The sequence below is a fragment of the Arthrobacter sp. R1-13 genome (genome assembly GCF_054161475.1).
Map to the genome: position 1 here is coordinate 4,335,951 of NZ_CP096420.1, position 18,613 is coordinate 4,354,563.

Sequence of the window (18,613 nt, forward strand, 5' to 3'; positions counted from 1 at the left end):
CCCAGCTACCGCATACCCAAAATCCCGTTCAATCCCAACACCTGCACGTTTTTCAGAGAGGATCACCGTGTTTTACAAGAAATCAATGCAAACCAGATCCGCCGCTGTCCTCGCCTTGGCCGTTCTGGCCGGTGGCGGGCTGGCAGGCTGCGCTTCAGGTCCATCCCAGGCTACGTCTACAGCCAGCAGCGAGTTCACCTTCTGGGATCCATACCCCCAGTACGATGCCTCATCCGCTTGGGCGGGATCCATCGATAAGTGTGGTTCGGAGGCCGGAGCCACCATCAAGCGGACTGCCTATGACACCAGCGATCTGACCAGCAAGGCCCTGCTGGCCGGCCAGCAAGGCTCTTCACCCGATGTTCTGCTGGTGGACAATCCGGTGGTTTCCACCCTGGCCGAAGCCGGCGTGCTGACCTCAGCCAAGGACAGTGGCCTGGACGCTTCCCAGACGCAGGCGAACCTCCTGGCCGCAGGTGAAATTGACGGAGACGTTTATGGCGTTCCCATCGGGGCAAACACTCTTGCCCTTTACTACAATCCAAAGGTTCTTGAGGCAGCCGCCGTCGACCCGGCCTCCGTGACTGACTGGGCGTCCCTGAACGCAGCTCTTGAAAAGGTGAAAGCGTCCGGCAAGAAGGGTATTACGTTCTCTGCCGTCGGAACTGAAGAAGGAAGCTTCCAGTTCCTGCCGTGGTTCTGGGGCTCGGGAGCACAGCTCGATGACCTTTCCTCGAGCGACGCCGTATCCGCCCTGGCTCTGTGGACGGACTGGATCAAAGAAGGGCACGCTCCCAACTCGGTTATCAACAACACCCAGACCACAAGCTGGCAGGAATTCATGGCAGGCGACTTCGCCTTCGCCGAGAACGGAACCTGGCAGAAAGCAGACGCCGCGAAGGCCGGCTACAAGGTCATGCCCATCCCGGCTAAGTCCGGCGGCGCCGCGGCAGCCCCGACCGGCGGAGAGTTCCTGACTATCCCTGTCCAGAAGGAGACCGCACGGTACGAAACGTCCAAGAAGATCATCGCGTGCCTCACGAATGCCTCCAACGTGGTGGCCACCGACAACACATTGAACTACATCGCGCCCACCGAGGAAGCCCAGAAGGAACAGCTGGCAGCCGACGCCACGCTCAAGCCATGGATTGACGCCGTCGCCGCCGCCAAGGGGCGCACCAGCGACAACCTGGGCACCAATTACCCCAAAATCTCAGAACAGCTCTGGACGGCTGTCCAAGCTTCAGTGACGGGATCCGCCAGCCCTCAGGATGCAGCCAAGACCGCACAGTCGGCCGCGGCCGCCGCAACAAAGTAGCGGTTACGACGTAGCGGTCCGGGCGCAGGGATCCAAGTAACCCTGCGCCCTCGCCGCCCGCGTCAATGACTGCACCTCAACAGAAGGAATCACCATGTCACCCGTGAACATCGGGACCGCACCGCGGGAAGTACTCCCGGCCGTCGTGACAGCCGACGCCGTGGATACCCGCGCGCGGCGGGCTGCGGCGTCGACCCGCTGGTCTGCGGCAGCCTTCCTGGCACCCCTGCTGCTCTACTTGGCCATCTTTTATGCCTACCCGCTCTACCGGAACATCGAACTCAGCCTCAAGGCCTATACCGTCCGCAGCTTCGTCCAAGGTGACGCCCCCTTCGCCGGGTTGGACAACTACATCGAGGTCTTCACGTCACCCACGTTTGGACCGGCCATTTCCCACACGGCCACCTTCACAGTCGTCTCGATTGTCTTCCAGTTCGGGATAGGCCTGGCGCTGGCAGTGTTCTTCCACTCAGGGTTCAGGCTCTCCGGCACGCTGCGGGCCCTGTTTCTGGTGCCCTGGCTGCTGCCGCTGATTGTCTCCGCGTCCACCTGGTCCTGGATGCTCAACAGCGATTCGGGCATAGTCAATGCGGCCCTCATGGCGCTGGGGATGCCTCAGATCAACTGGCTCACCTCCCCTGACTGGTCCCTTGTGGCTGTTCTCATCGCCAACATCTGGATCGGTGTGCCATTCAACCTTGTGATCCTCTACAGCGGCCTGCAGGGAATCTCCACCGACGTGTATGAAGCCGCTGCCATCGATGGAGCCAACGCCTGGCAAAAGTTCTGGCGCATCACCCTTCCGCTGCTGCGGCCGGTTTCAGCCATCACCATCCTGCTGGGCCTTGTCTATACCCTCAAAGTCTTCGACATCATCTGGATCATGACAAAGGGCGGTCCGGCAGGTTCGTCCACCACCTTGGCAACCTGGACATATCAGCTGGGCTTTGGCTCGGTCCTTCCCGACTTTGGTCCCGCAGCAGCCATTGGAAACCTCCTGATCGTGCTCGCGGTGGTCTTCGGCTTCATCTACATCCGTGTGCAGAGCAGACAGGAAAATCAGTGAGTACCCGCCGCTTTTCTTTCAAGACCATTTTCGGAATTGTGCTGACCGCAATCATGCTGTTCCCGGTTTACTGGATGATCAACGTCTCCCTTACTCCCAGCACTGATATGAGGAAATCCCCGCCAAGCCTGTTTCCCGTGGACGTGACTTTCGAAGGCTATTCGGCTGTCCTCCAGCAGCAGATACCTTTCCTGGGGACCAGCCTCATCCTGGGGCTGGGCACAGTGATCCTGACTGTTGCTGTGGCGGCCCCGGCTGCCTTTGCACTGGCCAAACTGCGGCCCCGCGGAACAGGGCTCCTGAATTTCCTCATGCTTATCGCCCAGATGATTCCGGCCATCATCATTGCCATGGGCTTCTACGCCATCTACCTGGGCATGGGAGTTTTGAACACGCTTCCAGGGCTGATCGTGGCCGACTCGACCATCGCAGTTCCGTTTGCCGTGCTGATCTTTTCAGCCTTTATGTCCGGAATCCCCGATGAACTGCTGAACGCTGCAAAGATCGACGGCGCATCAAACTGGCGCACTTTCCGCTCCATCGTTATGCCGGTCAGCCGAAACTCAGTGGTTACCGTTTCGCTGTTCGCCTTCCTCTGGGCCTGGTCCGACTTCATCTTTGCATCGACCCTGAATAACGGCGGTGCCCTGCGGCCCATCACCCTTGGCATCTACGCCTACATCGGGAACAACAACCAGCAATGGAACGCCATCATGGCAACAGCCGTGGTGGCCTCCATCCCGGCAGCCGTCCTGCTCGTGGTGGCGCAGAAGTATGTCTCAGCAGGTGTCACGGCCGGCGCCGTCAAAGACTGAATCAGTCCCCACCGCCCCTCGCCTGGCTAGCGGCCGCCACAACCGTTGAGCCACCCATTACCGTTGACAGGAATCACCATGCCCAAAAACTCCCGTGTCGCCTTCGACATAGACCACATCCCCTTCAGCACCCGCGGATCATGGCTGAATCTGTCGCGGGTCATCGGACTCCACAAAAGTGCACCGGACATCCATCTCGTAACCCATCAAAACGGCCACCAGAATGGCCTCACAGGCGTTCTGGGGCTGACACCGCGCCGGAACGGAGGCAAAGTGGATGCCTCCATTGAAGCCAATAGCTCACTGCTCTCATGGGTCGACGGCGGCGCGAAAGTTGACGCCGTCTTCGACGGCCCTGAAATCCTGCGCATCTCCGGGCAGGGATTGGCCATGCGCCTTGAAGACGCAGCCGCAAGCCTCACTCCCTTTACCGGGACGTTCTTCTACTACGACCCTGCCAGCAAAGGGTGGTGCTTCACCTCCTACGAAACAGGCTTGAGGTACAGGATCACGGTCTTGAAAGGCGCACTCTCCGCGGTCGGCTCGGAAACCTTGGGCCAGGCCAAGCGCTGGGTTGAAGTGAGCGCCTCAAACGGGACGTGGGAAATCGCCATCGATGAATTCCGTACCGCCAGGGAGCCGCTGGTGCTTCAAACGTCCTTCGAGGAGGCCATCGAAAAAGCCGACGCCACCTTCGCAGGCTACTTGGACCGGATTGCGTCATGGCGGAACCAGGAGACCCCCGCTGCTGCCCTTGCCGCCTACGTTCTCTTTTCAGCAACGGTCAGCCCCCTGGGATTCCTTCATCGCGAGTCCGTGCTGATGTCCAAACACTGGATGGACAAGGTCTGGAGTTGGGACCACTGTTTCAACGCGGTGGCCCTGTCCGCCGGTTTTGCGGAGGAGGCGTGGGACCAGTTCCTGGCCCCCTTTGATCACCAGACGCCCGAGGGCGCGCTCCCCGACTCAATCTCCCACTCCGAGCTTCTGTACAACTACGTCAAGCCGCCGATTCACGGATGGGCCTACTCCAAGCTCCGGGAGAGCCTCCCCGTGATCGACGGCGACCTCCTGACGGAGATCTATGATGCCCTGTCGCGATGGACAGGGTTCTGGATCAGCCACCGCACAAGCCCGGGCCGCGGGCTCCCCTACTATCAGCATGGCAATGACAGCGGGTGGGACAACTCGACGACGTTCGATAAGGACCGGCTCATTGAGTCACCGGATCTGGCCGCCTTCCTGGTCTATCAACTGGACGTCCTCATCGAGATTGCCCAGGAACTGAACACGGGTGAGGAAAGTGTTTGGCGCGGCCACAGGGACAAGATTTTCCAAGGACTGATGGAACTCTGGGACGGGGACGCCTTCCGGGCCTACGCACCGTTGACCGGACGCTGGAGTACCTCCACCAGCCTCCTGAACCTTCTTCCGCTCCTGATCTCAGACCGGCTTCCCGCCGAAATAGGCCAAACCATGGCGGTCCGCCTCACCGAACACCTCACTAACTGGGGACCGGCAACCGAGCCTCCAACTTCCCCGCTCTACGAGCCGGACGGGTACTGGCGGGGACCCATCTGGGCTCCGTCAACCTACCTCATTGAAGACGGATTGCGACGAGGCGGCTATGTGGACCTGGCCAACGGAATCAGCACCCGGTTCCGGGCTCTTTGCGAAACCAGCGGATTCGCCGAGAATTTTGACGCCCTGACCGGTGAAGGGCTAAGGGACAGGGCCTACACCTGGACCGCGAGCACTTACCTTGCCCTCGCTGCCGATGCCGTTCGGCGTTCAGCGGAAGCTCAGGTCTCAGCAGCAGACGCCCCGGACGAGTTGTTTGTCGATGCGAAGTGACTGAGACCTGATCAACACGCGGGCCGCGCTTAGGCTGGAGAGCCGTCGTCGTCCATGGTGACGATGATCTTGCCTTTAGCGCGGCCCATTTCCAAAGCCGCAAAGGCATCGGAGATCCTTGAGAGCGGATAGGTGCTGTCAACTACCGGCCGGACTTTCCCCTCGTCCACCAGCCCGGCCAGGAACCGGAGATCATCACCGCTTGCGTGCATGAACAGGTACCTGTACGAAACCCCGGCCCTCCAGGCGCGCAGCCGAACCCCCAGGCTGACAACCCAGAACAGGATGGCGACAGCCCGGGACGCGTGGAGGTCCTGGAGGGCTGTCTTCGGCTCGGGGATACCGGCCACGGAGACAATTCTGCCGCCGCGCCGGAGGATGCGAAAGACGCGCGTCAACGTCCGCCCACCCACTGCATCCAGAGCGGCGTCGAAGCCCTCGAGCATGTGCGCGAAATTCTCCCGCGTGTAATCCACCACGCGGTCAGCGCCCAGCTCCCTGACAAGGGCATGGCCGCGGGGAGAGGCAGTGGTGGTCACCTCGGCTCCGAAGTACTTGGCGAGCTGTATTGCAAGGGTCCCCACTCCGCCTGCCCCACCGGAAATGAACAGCCGGCTTCCCGGTTGGATCCGCAATTCGTCCCGCAACGCCTGCAGCGCCGTGAGGCCGGCAAGCGGGAGGCCCGCCGCTTCTGCGAACCCCAGCGATTGAGGCATCAACGCCACAAGCTCTTCGGGGACACAGACAAACTCGGCGAAAGCACCCAGCCCCGGTGCGTCAACCCGCGAGTACACCCGGTCCCCGGCGGTGAAACGGTTGGCGCCCGACCCGGCCCGCACGACAGTTCCGGCCACCTCGCAGCCTGCAATGAACGGCAGCCTGGGCCGGAAAAGGAGCCGCAGCTTCCCCTGCCGCATCTTGTAATCCACCGGGTTGAGGCCCGCTGCCCGTACCTTGATGAGCATATGCCCTGGCCCGGGGACCGGCGTGGCAACATCGCGCAGCGCCATGGCTTCCGGCCCGCCATAGCGGGTGATCACATAAGCGCGCACTGTCCAGCGCTTCTGTCCCGTACGGCGCTACTGTCGGTCGCCCTGCCGGGCTTCCGCGGCCGTTGCGTCCCTGGAATCCAGCTCATCGGCTTCAAGATCCAGTGAGGCGCCATCACCGGGTCCGTACGCCAGCGACGTGTAGTCGGTGTCGTCGTCGGCATCCAGCAACTCGTCGAGTTCATCCAGGAGCCAGGGGTTGATGCGCTCGAGGATCTTGCGGACTTCGGCCTCGGGGACCGCCGAATAAAGGACCGGCCGCGCATCCTTGTACCGTGTGACAGGCGGCTTGTCAGGCCACTTCTCAGCAAGAGCTTTGACCCTTTCAGGAAGGGAGTTGTGGGCGTTGTCGGCGATCTTCACGAGGGTGGCGTCGTGATCTTCGGCGATGAACCGGATCCCGGCCTGGTAGTCGTCGGGATCGTCGTGCAGGCGTTTGGTGACGCGTTCGATGATGGCAACAGCCCGTTCGGAGACTCCCATGTCCAGTAGCGCCTGCCGGGTGATGGGGGTGTCCTCAGCAATGTCGTGGAGATACCCGGCGATCCTGATGTCGTCGTCGAAGTCCGCGAGCGCATCGCCCACTGCCAACACATGGTCGCGGTACGGGCGCTTAAGTTTGTCTTTCTGACGGTTGTGGGCAACCTCGGCAAGGACCATGGCCGTCTCAACTGTGAATCGTGGTTCTGGCATGTCTGTCATCCTCTACTCGGCAGGCGGCCGGTCCCAGTCCGGAAGGCCGCACTCCAGCGTAGCCCCTGGTTCCTGGTCCAGCCGTTGCCCGTAGCCCCCGGCTCCATGGCCCAGCGCGAGGATGGCCTGCCAACGCACAATCGAGGGGGTCAGCGGTGGCCAGTCTCGGGTTGAGGAACAGCGGGCTGACCACCTGTTCTGCATGTTACACAGAACGATACGGGGACGCGAAACATCGGGCCCGGATGCTCAGTCTCTCCTCAGCTTTGTGTGAGTGGGGTATTTGAGGATGAGTAGCCAACACCCCTCCCCAATGACCTGCACTGAAATCCCTGCTTTAGCGGATCCTGCTTTAGCCGATCCTGCTTTAGCCGATCGGCCAGATCCACGGCTCCCGTGGCAGCCTCAGAGGGTCAAAGACACCCAGGGCCTGATCCAAGGACCCGGCCGGAAGCCCCAGCGACTCCAGAAGCATGTCCCGGACCATCTCGGCTGAGATACCCTTCTGTGCCAGGTCGCTGAGCGTCACTGCACCATCGCGCTTTGCCAGCCGGGCGCCGTCGGAATTAACCACCAGCGGTACGTGCGCGTAGTCCGGGACGGGCACCTCAAGGAGGGATGCGAGGTACGCCTGGCGGGGCGTGGACGGCAGCAGGTCATCACCGCGGACCACCTGGTCGATGCCCTGGGCGGCATCGTCCACTACCACTGCCAGGTTGTACGCGGTGACGCCGTCATTCCGGCGGAGTACGAAATCATCCACGATCCCCGTGTAGCTACCATGCAACATGTCCTTCACGGTCCACTCGTCGGTCCAGGCACGCAGGCGGATCGCGGCCGGACGGCTGGAGCGCCGGAATTCCACCTCAGCACGGGACAAATACCGGCATGTTCCCGGATAGGCACCCTGCGGAGCGTGCGGAGCGGAGGGTGCTTCCTGGATCTCACGCCGCGTGCAGAAGCATTCGTAAGTCAAGCCCGCCGCGGTGAGCCGGGCAATCGCCTCCGCGTAGACCGGCTCGCGCTCGGTCTGGCGTACGACGGCGCCGTCCCACCTCACGCCGATTGCGGCCAGATCGCGGAGCTGCTCTTCTTCAGCTCCTGCCCGCGCGCGGTCGAGGTCTTCGACCCGGACCAGGAACTGCCTGCCGGTGGACCAGGCAAACATCCAGGCGAGGATGGCGGTGCGCAGGTTCCCCACGTGGAGTTGGCCCGAGGGGCTCGGGGCAAAGCGACCTGCTGACGTCATGCCTCCAGCCTAGGCGCAGGATGGAGAAGCCTGCATGCACACAAGAGCCCCTCAGCTACCGCAGGATTCCATGGAACCGGCGCCGGTGGCTCAGGGGCTCTTGTCGTGAAGGGTCCGGACGCGTCTTTCCTGACCCACGTAAAGCTTGTGGAAACGATGTGTGCTGGCGACGATGCGTGAACAAGTGTCAATCAGCGGCTTCCTCCTTGCGGGAGGCGTTGTCCGGGGGCCGGGTGGTGTACCGGCGTGCCCTTAGCCTGTCGGATTCGGCGGTGGCCTCCTCCTTTATTGCCACCATTTGAGCAGAAGCCATACAGTTGGAGCAACAGGTGCCCTTTAGTCTGGTCAATTCGATCAATTTTATACATCAATCGTCGGCAGGAGTGGTCAGATTGCAGGAACTCGATTCCACGGACCGCCGTATTCTCGCCGCTTTAGACGAAGATCCTCGCTTGCCCATCATGGTGCTCGCCCAACGCCTCGGCCTCGCGCGCGGAACTGTGCAGTCGCGCCTTGAGCGGTTGTCGACGTCGGGCGCTCTTCGCCCGAACAGCAGCCGTGTTCTTCCTGCCGCCCTCGGGCGGGGTGTTGCAGCGTCCGTGAGCGCCGAATTGGACCAGAGCCACCTGAACGAGGCGATTGCCGCCCTGCGGGAGATTCCTGAAGTACTCGAGTGCCATGCGCCCGCCGGGGACACTGACCTGCTGATCCGGGTGGTGGCCTCGAGCCCTGACGACCTCTACCGGGTGTCCGAGGAAATCAGGCTGTGCCCGGGAATCGTGCGGACCTCCACCAGCATGTTCCTGCGGGAAGTCATCCCGTATCGGACCACAGGGCTGCTCGAAGGTTGAACCGCTACGGATAGCTGCAGCGCGGTCACTCCCCGCCGAGCTGTTTCCAGTCCTGCTCCCACAGTTTCCGCATCTCGTCGTCCTTGCGGAGTCGGCAACTGCCTCAGCTGGCCGCCGCCACCCACACACCTATTAACCACGTGCTTGCGGCCAGGCACGCAAGACCGAACTCCACCAATATGCCTAATCCTGTGGCCTTGAGCGCTGCCCAACTGGTGGTTACTGCAGTTCGGAACTTCCGAGTCCGGTGGAATTCGCTCAGTAGCAGGCCTGCGGCGAAGCCCACAAAGAGCCCCACTACGGGGATCACGAACATCCCCACAACGGCCAGGACCAGCCCGACGACGACACTCCGGTTGGGAATCCGGTGCTCCCTGAGCTTCCGCCCGGTCAGAACGGCGCTGGCCGCCATGCCGGCAAGGACGAACACCATTCCGATCCCGAACACCACCCAGCCGCCTGCGCCCGCCCCGCCCCAGATGGCCCAGGACAGCAGGCTCAGGGCAATCAGGATGCTGCCCGGCAGTACGGGAATCACCGTTCCAGCCACTCCAACCAGAATGGCCAGGCCGCAGAGTATCGTCACGACGGTCTCGGGGTTCATGGCCCCAGTCTAGGACGCGAACGGCGAAAGGCTGGTTCCTGGAGGCACCGCGGGGAGCCTGCAGGAACCAGCCCGGTCCCAAAGCGCGACGGCGGTACCTCCCTTTCGCGTGCCGGGGAGATACCGCCGTCGTAATGCTGGGTGTTGCCTTGTTGCGCCTTACTCGGTGACGGCCGCCGCTACTGCTGCTGATACTGCCGGGGCAACCCGGGGATCCAAGGGGCTGGGCACGATGTAATCTGCGGACAGCTCCGGCTCGGCGAGCTCGGCAATGGCACGTGCAGCGGCAAGCTTCATTGCAGGCGTAATCCGGCGGGCACCGGCGTCGAGCGCCCCACGGAAAATTCCGGGGAACGCGAGCACGTTGTTGATCTGATTGGGGAAGTCACTCCGGCCGGTGGCCACCACCGCGGCGTACTTGGAGGCGATCTCCGGCAGTACTTCGGGGTCCGGGTTGGAGAGAGCAAACACAATGGAGCTGTGGTTCATCAGCTTCAGGTGTTCCTCGGCCAACTGCGATGACGATACGCCGACGAAAACGTCCGCGCCGAGGAGGGCCTCTGCCGGCCCGCCTGACAAGGCGCGCGGATTGCTCTTTCCGGCCAGCTCCGCCTTCTTGCTCGAAGGGTTTGCCGCGATGTCCGCCCGGTCCTTGACGATGACACCCCGCGAGTCCAGGACCACGACGTCATCGATGCCTGCGGCAAGGAGGATTTCTGCAACTGCGATTCCGGCAGCGCCGGCGCCGGATACGACAATCCGCAGGCCCGCCAGTTCGCGTCCGGTGACTTTTGCGGCACCCGTGAGGGCGGCCAGGACCACGACGGCGGTGCCGTGCTGGTCGTCATGCATCACGGGGCAATCCAATGCCTCAATGAGCTTCTCCTCCAACTCGAAGCAGCGCGGTGCTGAAACATCCTCGAGGTTGACGGCACCGAAGCTGGGGCGCAGGCGCACCAGCGTTTCCACGATCTCGTCGACGTCCGTGGTGTTCAGGACGAGCGGGATGGAGTCAAGGTCACCAAAGGCCTTGAAGAGAGCTGACTTGCCTTCCATGACAGGCAGTGAAGCGCTGGGGCCGATGTCGCCGAGACCCAGGACGGCTGTTCCGTCACTTACAACTACGACGAGGCGCTCAGCCCACGTCAGGGTTTTTGCGAGCTTCGGATCGGCGTGGATGGCCCGGCTGACCTGAGCCACCCCGGGGGTATAAGCGATTGAAAGGTCACGCTTGGTGGCCAGCGGGACGGTGCTGGCTATGGACAGCTTGCCGCCCCGGTGGGAAGCGAAAATTTCCTCTTCGCTCAAGGTCGCGGCGGATTCAAGGTCGGTGGGAGTGGTCGTTTCAATGGACACGTCGTTGTCTCCTGGTCTAGGCCGTGGTCGCACGGGATAGGGAAGGCTCAAGCGCGAGCCGCTCGAGTTGGGCAGATCAGCGAAGTCCATGACCGATCCAAGGGGTGGCTGGACCGCCGTGTCTCCTGCGGGAGGAACTGCTTGCCCCTCCGGTACTGCCATGGTAAATCGCCGGGCGGGGTCAACCAGACCACTCTTGGGCCCAGTGCCCGGATTTAGGCATGGCTAGTCTGCCCGAGTGATGGAAATTACTGTCTTATGTCTCGATTGTGACTAGCCGGTCTAGACCACGGCCTGTAACGAACGCGTCCCTGCCAAGAGGGAACAGGCCCTCTTCAGATCCTCTTCGGCCTCAAAAAGGGAGAGTCTGCGGCACCGGACAGCCTGCACCAGCCCAGTGATTGTCAGCAGGAGGATCCGGGACTTCGCAACATCACCGCTGGCCACCGTCACCGCGTGCTCCGCAATTGCATCGATTTCCCGCAACAGGTCGGTGGTGTCCCTGTCCTTCTGGTAGCTGGTCCGGCTCAGGCACTGCTCCACCGCCGGCTGCATGACACGCATGTGGAAGATCTCCATGCTGACGCCGACCAGGGCATGGACCCGGACGTTGCCTTTTCCCGGCCAGCTGCCCACCTGCAGCTCGCCGAGCTGTTTCCGGTACAGTGCCAACATCAAATGGGTGGCGGAAGGAAAATAGCGGTACAGCGTGCCCAGCGGGACGTCAGCCTTTGCAGCAACTTCGGAAAGAGTGATGGACTCAAGCCCTTTGCGGGCGAATCCGGCAGCTTCATCCAGCATCCGGGCGTAGCGCAGCTGCTGGCGCGGGAGCAATGGCGGAGCGGCCATGGGTGGCAGATCTGAATTTAGTTCAAGCATCAGCACGTTCCGGGAGAGGGCTTTTTGCAACCGCAAAGCAGGCCCCCGGTCACCGCACTGCAGCAGCAATTCGCTGACAACTATACGGCACGTAACTTTGTCTTATTCAGTAAAGGCGACGACCTGGCAACCCGTCGCGGTGTGCGCGCCTCCGCTATTGAACGCCCTTGATCTTGACCACGAATACTGCACCGAGGAGCCCAATGAAGGCAGCCGTACTGAAGAGTGTCACGTAGCCGCCCAGGTACTGGAGAGAGACGAATGCAATCACCGGGGCAACCACCTGAGGGAGTGAGTTGGCCACGTTGATCACCCCCATATCCTTTCCGCGGTCTACGGCCGTTGGGAGAACCTGGGTCAGCAGGGCGAAGTCGACGGCGAGGTAGGCCCCAAAGCCGATCCCCAGGACGGCGGCGCCCACCAGAGCACCCGTCCACACCGGGAAGAACGCCATGATGAGGCCGGCCGTGGCGATGGTGGCAGATGAGCCGATCACAAACGGCTTCCGCTTGCCCACGCGGTCACTCCATGGCCCGGCAAGCACAGCGGTAATCATCACCATCATGGCGTAAATGCCCGTCAGGATCAGCACACCGAGGGCCGGGTCCTCGTGCTTGATGATGTCCCGCAGGAAGAAAAGCAGGTAGATAATGGTGGACTGATTCCCGACGTTGACCAGAAAGCGTGTCAGCCAGGCCCAGGCGAAATCAGGATGCCTTACCGGACTGATCCAAAAGCCCCGCAAGAACCCAAGCCAGGTGAATACCGGCCGGGCGCTCAGCGGCAATGCCGGGTCGTTCCTGTTAAAGAGGTACGGAATGACGCTCAGAATCAGCGCGCCCGCACACAGCCAGTAGCCCACCATGTAATTTCCCGAGACCACGGCACCAAAGACTGCCCCCAGGAGGATCCCGGCAGTCTGTCCCATGGCCGCGAGTCCGCCCACCCCGCCGCGCTGGAAGACTGGAACCCTGTCCGGAACTGCCGCCGTGATCGCAGCATAGGCCGCGTTGGCACCCAGTTGAACCAGGCACCAGAACAGCACCAGAAGAGCGACGGCGGTGGCGCCGGACATAGCCAGCAGCGCGGCTGTCGCAAGGATGGCACCTGCCAGAACCCACGGCGAGCGCCGGCCAAAACGGGAGACGGTGCGGTCGGACAGTGCCCCGAACAGCGGGTTGGCAACCAGGGAAACAGCGGCTCCACAGCCAGTGACGAGCGACAGGATGGCTTCCTTGTTGGCGGCATCGATCCCGATGGCGTGCTGGCCGATAAAGACGTTAATAGGGCCGAAAAACGCCGCATTGATCCCGACGTTGACCAGGACCAGTCCTGTCACCCAACCGGGCGTTACCTTCCGGGTTGGCTCCGCGAGCGCGGCTCCGGCCGGCGGCGCCCCCTCGGCCTCAGGCGTCATGCCAGGCGTTTCGGAAAGGCTCATCTCGGTTCCCCCTGGAAGACACGGACAGTGTGAGTTCAGACTATCGTGGGCAGCAGCCATTCAGGCGATCCCTTCAGCCCCAAACCGGCCGGTAAACGAACATCATCTGAACCAAGGAGAAGTCATGACCGACACATCAGTTGCCACTGCCGATCTTTATGACGAACGGGGTGAAGACCTGGCCTCCGTCTCACTGCAGTTCCAGTCCCTGGGTGGCCACACCCATTTCAGCGGCCCTGTCCGCACCATCAAATGCTTCGAGGACAACGCCCTCGTCAAAGAAGTCCTTGGCAGAGCGGGAGACGGGGCCGTGCTTGTGGTGGATGGCGACAGCTCGCTGCGCACCGCTTTGATGGGGGACATGATCGCGGCGAGCGCCGTTCAGAACGGATGGGCCGGCGTCGTGATTAACGGCGCGATCCGGGATCGGGAGGCTATCGCGGAACTGCCACTGGGTGTGAAGGCGCTGGGCAGCAATCCGCGCAAAAGCTCGAAGACCGGCGCCGGAGAGACCGACGTCGATCTCCTCATCGACGGCGTCACCATCAGGTCTGGGGCGATGATCTGGTGCGACCCTGATGGCATCCTCGTAGAACGCTGACGGGATGAGGTGAAGATGGAAATCCCACCCTGTCATGACACTGCCAAATCTTCATATCAGGAAAATTCCTTCATTGGGGAACAACCAGGGCAGTAAGATAGTTACTGAAAGCAACTATCCTGCTTAATTCCAGTCGTCCCCTTGGAGAAACCATGTCCAAAAGCACTGCCGTGCGGGCACCGGGTGAAACCCTTACTCACCGCCAAACCCTGACAGTCATGGTGGGACTCATGCTTGGCATGTTCCTGTCGTCGCTGGACCAGACCATCGTCTCGACCTCTATCTACACCATCGCCAATGACCTCGACGGCTTGTCATTGCAGGCCTGGGCCACCACCGCTTACCTGATCACCTCCACTGTGAGCACTCCGCTTTACGGCAAGCTCAGCGACATCTTCGGCCGCCGTCCGTTGTATCTCGCCGCCATTGTGATCTTCCTGTTGGGATCCCTGTACGCCGGGTCTGTGCATTCGATGATGGAGCTGGCCATTGCCCGCGGCATCCAGGGCCTCGGTGCCGGTGGCCTGCTGGCGTTGGCCCTGACCATCATCGGTGACATCGTTGCGCTCAAGGACCGGGCCAAGTACCAGGGCTACTTCATGTCGGTTTTCGGCATCTCCTCGGTCCTTGGACCTGTGATCGGCGGTGCCTTCGCCGGGTCTGCCAACATCCTGGGCTTCGACGGCTGGCGCTGGGTGTTCTTCATCAACCTTCCCATCGGCCTGGCTGCCCTCGCCGTCGTCTTCCTCTACCTTCACCTGCCCGTGAAGCACGTCCGGCAAAAAATCGACTACTGGGGAGCGGCGGCCATCACCCTGGCGATCGTTCCCCTGCTCCTTGTGGCTGAACAAGGCCGCGTCTGGGGCTGGACGTCGGTCAGCTCGTTCCTCTGCTACGGACTGGGTGTTGTGGGAATCGTCGCTTTCCTGCTCGCCGAAAAGCGCGCCGGCGACTACGCCCTGATCCCCCTGCGCCTTTTCCAGAACATCACGTTCGGCCTGTCCTCGATGCTGAACTTCATCATCGGCATCGGAATGTTCGGCGCCATCGCGATGCTGCCCATGTACCTGCAGCTGGTCAAGGGGCTCACTCCCACCCAGGCCGGGCTCATGATGATCACGTTCACGCTGGGCATCCTCACGGGTTCCATTACTGCCGGCCGCACCATCTCGGCGTCGGGAACCTACCGGATTTTTCCGATCCTCGGCACAGCGATCCTGACGGGGGCCGCCGTCGTGATGGGCCTTTCGCTGGGTGTCGACACGGAACTTTGGGTCCCGGGCCTGATTGCGGTGTTCTTCGGCATGGGGCTGGGCTTCTGCATGCAACCACTGACCTTGGCCATGCAGGTTTCCGTCCCGCCCAGGGACATGGGGGTGGGAACCTCCTCCGCGGCCTTCTTCCGTTCCATGGGCGGTGCTGTGGGCACTGCCGTCTTCATCTCGATGCTGTTCAGCATGGCTGCGGACAGGATCGCCAGTGGCATGAAAGCTGCCATGCAGAACGCCGACTACCTGGCCGTCCTTAACGATCCCGCAGTAGCCGCGGATCCCGCCAACACCAAGCTCTACGAGTTCTTCAAACAGGGCGCCACCAACGATTCCCTCAACGACACCAGTTGGCTGCACACCGCCAATGCCACGCTCACCAGGCCCATCACCGAGGGCTTCGCCCAATCAATCGACATCGTGATGCTCACTGCTGCAGCCCTGACCGGCATCGCCTTCCTGATCAGCTTCGCCCTCCCGAACAAGAAGCTCACGGACGCCAAGCCTGCTGCTGCCAAGGAGCCAATCGGCGCAGAGGCAGTACCGGCCCACTAGTTGTACTGCCCAGGGACGTTGGTTGGGTGAATGTGATGACTTGCTGGAGTCGTTGACTCATGGGTGAGGACCTCCGGTTGCACAGTGGAGTTGCTTAGACAACCGCTGAAGCGACCAGGAGGTCCTCGTGTCCCACGCTAATGCTGCTTTGACGCCACGCCAACGGTTACGCGTCGCGCGTTTGATCATTGACCACGGATGGCCGGTGTCCCGGGCTGCCGAACAGTTCAATTGCTCCTGGCCCACGGCCAGGCGGTGGGCTGAGCGGTACGCCGCGATGGGTGAGGCGGGCATGATTGACCGGTCCTCACGCCCGCACCGGGTGGCGAACCGTACCCCGCAGCATCTGGTTCGCAAGGTCGTGCACCTGCGCTGGAAGCAAAGGCTGGGGCCCATCGCGATTGGAGCGAAGCTGGCTATGCCTGCCTCCACGGTCCACGCGGTCCTGGTCCGTTGCCGGCTGAACCGGTTGCATCACGTGGATAAGCGCACCGGAGAGGTCATCCGCCGCTACGAGCACGACAAACCGGGCGCGATGATCCACGTCGACGTAAAGAAACTCGGAAATATCCCGGACGGGGGCGGCTGGCGCTACGTCGGCAAGCAGCGGGGCCATCGGAACCGTGCAGCGACACCAGTCAGAACCGGCAGCCGCCGCCACCCCATCATCGGCACAGCCTACGTGCACACGGTGATCGATGACCATTCCCGGGTCGCCTACGCCGAGATCCACGGTGACGAAACAGCTGCCACCGCAGTCGAAGTGCTGAGACGGGCCGTATCCTGGTTCGCCCTCCGCGGCGTCACCGTCGAGCGGGTCCTCTCCGACAACGGCTCAGCCTACAAATCGAACCTCTGGCGGGACACCTGCCGGGAACTGAACATTAAGGCCAAGAAAACCCGCCCTTACCGCCCGCAAACAAACGGCAAGATCGAGCGGTTCCACCGAACCCTCGCTGATGGATGGGCATTCAAACGCTTCTACGCGACCGAATCAGCCCGCAGAAACGCCCTCCCGGCATGGCTGCACCATTACAATCACCACAGGCCCCACACCGCAATCGGAGGCCGACCGCCCATCAGCCGCTTAACCAACGTCCCTGGGCAGTACAACTAGTGGGCCCGGAGTGCCTGCGGGTGCTCCTTGCGCAGGGTACTTTCGACGACGGCGGGAGCCTCCCGCCGTCGTCTTCCCGCCAACAGACCCTCCTGCACCTTTCGCCGGTATTTTGGCAACCCTCCTTCACCTTCCGCAGGTATTTTGGCAACCCTCCTTCACCTTCCGCAGGTATTTTGGGGAACCCTCTCTCACCTTCCGCAGGTTTTTGGGGAACCCTCCTTCACCTTCCGCCCGCTTCCCCCAAAAGGATGGGCCTTCCGGGTAGGGCAAACTGGAACCTCCCAGCGGGGCATGGCACACTGTTGAGCGCGCATGCGCCGGCCTGTAGGGCTGGATCCGGAGCCAACGATGTCTGCAGCGCTTAAATCCGATGCCAGATCCAAGGGGAGATCCATGTCCACATCCAGTACTGAAGTGCGCCCTGGCGTCCCGCGCAAGGTGATCGGCCTTGCGGTCGCGGGCGCAGTGGGGGGATTCCTCTTCGGCTTCGATTCGTCTGTGGTCAACGGGGCAGTTGACGCCATCAAGGACGAGTTCGCTTTGTCCGAAGCCGTCACCGGATTCGCCGTGGCCGTGGCTCTCCTTGGGTGTGCGGCAGGCGCCTACCTGGCCGGAAAAGTGGCCGACAAGTACGGGCGTATTCCCGCCATGAAGCTGGGCGCACTCCTGTTCCTCGTCAGCGCGGCCGGGACGGGCTTCGCTATTGGCGTCTGGGACCTGATCTTCTGGCGACTGGTGGGTGGACTCGGCATTGGCCTGGCGTCTGTCATCGCCCCGGCGTACATCTCTGAGATTTCTCCCCGCCATGTCCGGGGACGCCTCGCGTCGCTCCAGCAACTGGCCATCACTACCGGCATTTTCGCGGCTCTCCTGTCCGACGCAATCTTTGCAACGAGCGCCGGCGGTGCGGACCAGCAGCTATGGCTCGGGATAGAAGCCTGGCGATGGATGTTCCTCGCCGCCGCCCTACCTGCCGTCGTTTATGGTTGGATCGCCTACAGACTGCCCGAATCGCCCCGCTTCCTGGTCTTTAGAGGCAAGGAGGACGAGGCCCGCAGGGTGTTCGAGACCATCGCCCCGGGCGAGGATACTGACCGCAGCATCCGCGAGATCCAGTCGGCCATCGAGGAAGACAAGCTGGCAGGGCAGAAGGGCTCCCTCCGCGGAAAAGTCTTCGGACTGCAGGCAGTGGTGTGGATCGGCATCACGCTCTCGGTGCTGCAGCAGTTCGTCGGCATCAACGTGATCTTCTACTACTCCACCACTCTTTGGAAGGCCGTGGGCTTTCAGGAGAAGGATTCGCTCACCATCTCAGTAGCCACTTCCATCACCAACATCCTGGTCACGCTGGTGGCGATCGCACTGGTGGACCGCATTGGCCGGCGGCCCATCCTGCTGGCTGGCTCGATCGGCATGGCTGTATCCCTGGGCGCTATGGCCGTGGCCTTCTCTTCCGCTACTGGCTCCGGATCGGAAATCTCCCTGCCGGGCGGCTGGGGACCGGTTGCCCTGGTGGCGGCGAACGTCTTCGTGGTGAGCTTCGGCGCCTCTTGGGGGCCACTGGTGTGGGTGCTGCTGGGCGAGATTTTCCCTTCAAGGATCCGTGCCCGTGCTTTGGGTTTGGCAGCGGCGGCCCAGTGGATTGCCAACTTCGCCATCACCTTGAGTTTTCCGGTCATGGCTGCGGCTTCATTGCCGCTGACGTACGCCATGTACGCGCTGTTCGCGGCGGCGTCGTTCTTCTTTGTCATGTTCAAGGTGCCGGAAACCAACGGCATGTCCCTTGAGCAGGCCGAAACCCTGTTCGTCTCCCCACCGAAATAGCGGGGGCCTGAAAAACCCTCCCTCACCTTTGGCGCTACCTGCGCAAACCCTCCCTCAGGAACTGAAGGAG

General features: G+C 62.1%; 16 protein-coding genes. 9 read left to right on the forward strand and 7 right to left on the reverse strand.

All coding sequences use genetic code 11. The annotated features are described in order from the left end of the window. Nucleotides 1–85: 85 nt before the first annotated feature. The 4 genes from M1D88_RS20030 (at nucleotide 86) to M1D88_RS20045 (ending at nucleotide 5,053) form a co-directional block, all read left to right on the forward strand. Nucleotides 86–1,318, forward strand: coding sequence for a sugar ABC transporter substrate-binding protein (locus M1D88_RS20030; RefSeq protein WP_458112455.1), 1,233 nt, complete (start codon nucleotides 86–88; stop codon nucleotides 1,316–1,318). Between the two features lie 94 nt (nucleotides 1,319–1,412). After that, nucleotides 1,413–2,384 carry a carbohydrate ABC transporter permease gene (locus M1D88_RS20035; RefSeq protein ID WP_458112456.1) on the forward strand — a complete coding sequence of 324 codons (972 nt, stop codon included), beginning with the start codon at nucleotides 1,413–1,415 and terminating at the stop codon, nucleotides 2,382–2,384. 53 nt (nucleotides 2,385–2,437) lie between these two features. Continuing rightward, nucleotides 2,438–3,199 (forward strand): carbohydrate ABC transporter permease, encoded by a 762-nt coding sequence (locus M1D88_RS20040; protein ID WP_458114588.1) that lies wholly within the window; start codon nucleotides 2,438–2,440, stop codon nucleotides 3,197–3,199. A 78-nt stretch (nucleotides 3,200–3,277) separates the two neighbouring features. Next, nucleotides 3,278–5,053 (forward strand): amylo-alpha-1,6-glucosidase, encoded by a 1,776-nt coding sequence (locus M1D88_RS20045; RefSeq protein WP_458112457.1) that lies wholly within the window; start codon nucleotides 3,278–3,280, stop codon nucleotides 5,051–5,053. A gap of 29 nt (nucleotides 5,054–5,082) precedes the next feature. On the opposite strand, the gene M1D88_RS20050 is transcribed toward M1D88_RS20045, so the two are convergent. The 3 genes from M1D88_RS20050 to gluQRS form a co-directional block, all read right to left on the reverse strand. Further along, on the reverse strand, nucleotides 5,083–6,105 hold the full coding sequence (locus tag M1D88_RS20050) for an NADP-dependent oxidoreductase (protein ID WP_458112458.1): 1,023 nt from the start codon (nucleotides 6,103–6,105) through the stop codon (nucleotides 5,083–5,085). Nucleotides 6,106–6,132: 27 nt separating this feature from the next. Continuing rightward, nucleotides 6,133–6,795, reverse strand: a complete 663-nt coding sequence (locus M1D88_RS20055; RefSeq protein ID WP_458112459.1) for an HD domain-containing protein — start codon at nucleotides 6,793–6,795, stop codon at nucleotides 6,133–6,135. 367 nt (nucleotides 6,796–7,162) lie between these two features. Beyond that, nucleotides 7,163–8,044, reverse strand: coding sequence for a tRNA glutamyl-Q(34) synthetase GluQRS (gluQRS, locus tag M1D88_RS20060; RefSeq protein WP_458112460.1), 882 nt, complete (start codon nucleotides 8,042–8,044; stop codon nucleotides 7,163–7,165). Between the two features lie 392 nt (nucleotides 8,045–8,436). Between gluQRS and M1D88_RS20065 the strand changes: the two genes are divergently transcribed. Beyond that, nucleotides 8,437–8,895 (forward strand): Lrp/AsnC family transcriptional regulator, encoded by a 459-nt coding sequence (locus M1D88_RS20065; RefSeq protein WP_458112461.1) that lies wholly within the window; start codon nucleotides 8,437–8,439, stop codon nucleotides 8,893–8,895. 103 nt (nucleotides 8,896–8,998) lie between these two features. On the opposite strand, the gene M1D88_RS20070 is transcribed toward M1D88_RS20065, so the two are convergent. The 4 genes from M1D88_RS20070 to M1D88_RS20085 all read right to left on the reverse strand — a co-directional run bounded on the left by M1D88_RS20070 (nucleotide 8,999) and on the right by M1D88_RS20085 (nucleotide 13,175). Next, nucleotides 8,999–9,499, reverse strand: a complete 501-nt coding sequence (locus tag M1D88_RS20070) for a DUF456 domain-containing protein (protein WP_309107448.1) — start codon at nucleotides 9,497–9,499, stop codon at nucleotides 8,999–9,001. A 159-nt stretch (nucleotides 9,500–9,658) separates the two neighbouring features. After that, nucleotides 9,659–10,855 carry an NAD(P)-dependent malic enzyme gene (locus M1D88_RS20075; protein ID WP_458112462.1) on the reverse strand — a complete coding sequence of 399 codons (1,197 nt, stop codon included), beginning with the start codon at nucleotides 10,853–10,855 and terminating at the stop codon, nucleotides 9,659–9,661. Nucleotides 10,856–11,137: 282 nt separating this feature from the next. Then, nucleotides 11,138–11,734 (reverse strand): TetR/AcrR family transcriptional regulator, encoded by a 597-nt coding sequence (locus M1D88_RS20080; RefSeq protein ID WP_458112463.1) that lies wholly within the window; start codon nucleotides 11,732–11,734, stop codon nucleotides 11,138–11,140. 154 nt (nucleotides 11,735–11,888) lie between these two features. Next, the gene (locus M1D88_RS20085; protein ID WP_458112464.1) at nucleotides 11,889–13,175 is read right to left on the reverse strand and encodes an MFS transporter; all 1,287 of its coding nucleotides are present in this window, start codon (nucleotides 13,173–13,175) and stop codon (nucleotides 11,889–11,891) included. Nucleotides 13,176–13,299: 124 nt separating this feature from the next. Here M1D88_RS20085 and rraA point away from each other — a divergent pair, with 124 nt between their 5' ends. From rraA to M1D88_RS20105, 4 genes are all read left to right on the forward strand, one after another. After that, nucleotides 13,300–13,776 (forward strand): ribonuclease E activity regulator RraA, encoded by a 477-nt coding sequence (gene rraA, locus M1D88_RS20090; protein WP_458112465.1) that lies wholly within the window; start codon nucleotides 13,300–13,302, stop codon nucleotides 13,774–13,776. Nucleotides 13,777–13,928: 152 nt separating this feature from the next. Next, nucleotides 13,929–15,599, forward strand: coding sequence for an MDR family MFS transporter (locus M1D88_RS20095; protein ID WP_458112466.1), 1,671 nt, complete (start codon nucleotides 13,929–13,931; stop codon nucleotides 15,597–15,599). Nucleotides 15,600–15,726: 127 nt separating this feature from the next. Then, nucleotides 15,727–16,716 carry an IS481 family transposase gene (locus tag M1D88_RS20100; protein ID WP_458112467.1) on the forward strand — a complete coding sequence of 330 codons (990 nt, stop codon included), beginning with the start codon at nucleotides 15,727–15,729 and terminating at the stop codon, nucleotides 16,714–16,716. Nucleotides 16,717–17,112: 396 nt separating this feature from the next. Next, nucleotides 17,113–18,543, forward strand: a complete 1,431-nt coding sequence (locus tag M1D88_RS20105; RefSeq protein WP_458112468.1) for a sugar porter family MFS transporter — start codon at nucleotides 17,113–17,115, stop codon at nucleotides 18,541–18,543. The last annotated feature ends 70 nt before the right edge of the window (nucleotides 18,544–18,613 follow it).

Coding starts and splice junctions, on each gene's coding strand:
- M1D88_RS20045 (WP_458112457.1), top strand. CDS start 3,278: ATGCCCAAAAACTCCCGTGTCGCCTTCGACATAGACCACATCCCCTTC.
- M1D88_RS20105 (WP_458112468.1), top strand. CDS start 17,113: ATGTCCACATCCAGTACTGAAGTGCGCCCTGGCGTCCCGCGCAAGGTG.
- M1D88_RS20030 (WP_458112455.1), top strand. CDS start 86: ATGCAAACCAGATCCGCCGCTGTCCTCGCCTTGGCCGTTCTGGCCGGT.
- gluQRS (WP_458112460.1), bottom strand. CDS start 8,044: ATGACGTCAGCAGGTCGCTTTGCCCCGAGCCCCTCGGGCCAACTCCAC.
- M1D88_RS20080 (WP_458112463.1), bottom strand. CDS start 11,734: ATGCTTGAACTAAATTCAGATCTGCCACCCATGGCCGCTCCGCCATTG.
- M1D88_RS20070 (WP_309107448.1), bottom strand. CDS start 9,499: ATGAACCCCGAGACCGTCGTGACGATACTCTGCGGCCTGGCCATTCTG.
- M1D88_RS20040 (WP_458114588.1), top strand. CDS start 2,438: ATGCTGTTCCCGGTTTACTGGATGATCAACGTCTCCCTTACTCCCAGC.
- M1D88_RS20095 (WP_458112466.1), top strand. CDS start 13,929: ATGTCCAAAAGCACTGCCGTGCGGGCACCGGGTGAAACCCTTACTCAC.
- M1D88_RS20055 (WP_458112459.1), bottom strand. CDS start 6,795: ATGCCAGAACCACGATTCACAGTTGAGACGGCCATGGTCCTTGCCGAG.
- M1D88_RS20035 (WP_458112456.1), top strand. CDS start 1,413: ATGTCACCCGTGAACATCGGGACCGCACCGCGGGAAGTACTCCCGGCC.
- M1D88_RS20085 (WP_458112464.1), bottom strand. CDS start 13,175: ATGAGCCTTTCCGAAACGCCTGGCATGACGCCTGAGGCCGAGGGGGCG.
- rraA (WP_458112465.1), top strand. CDS start 13,300: ATGACCGACACATCAGTTGCCACTGCCGATCTTTATGACGAACGGGGT.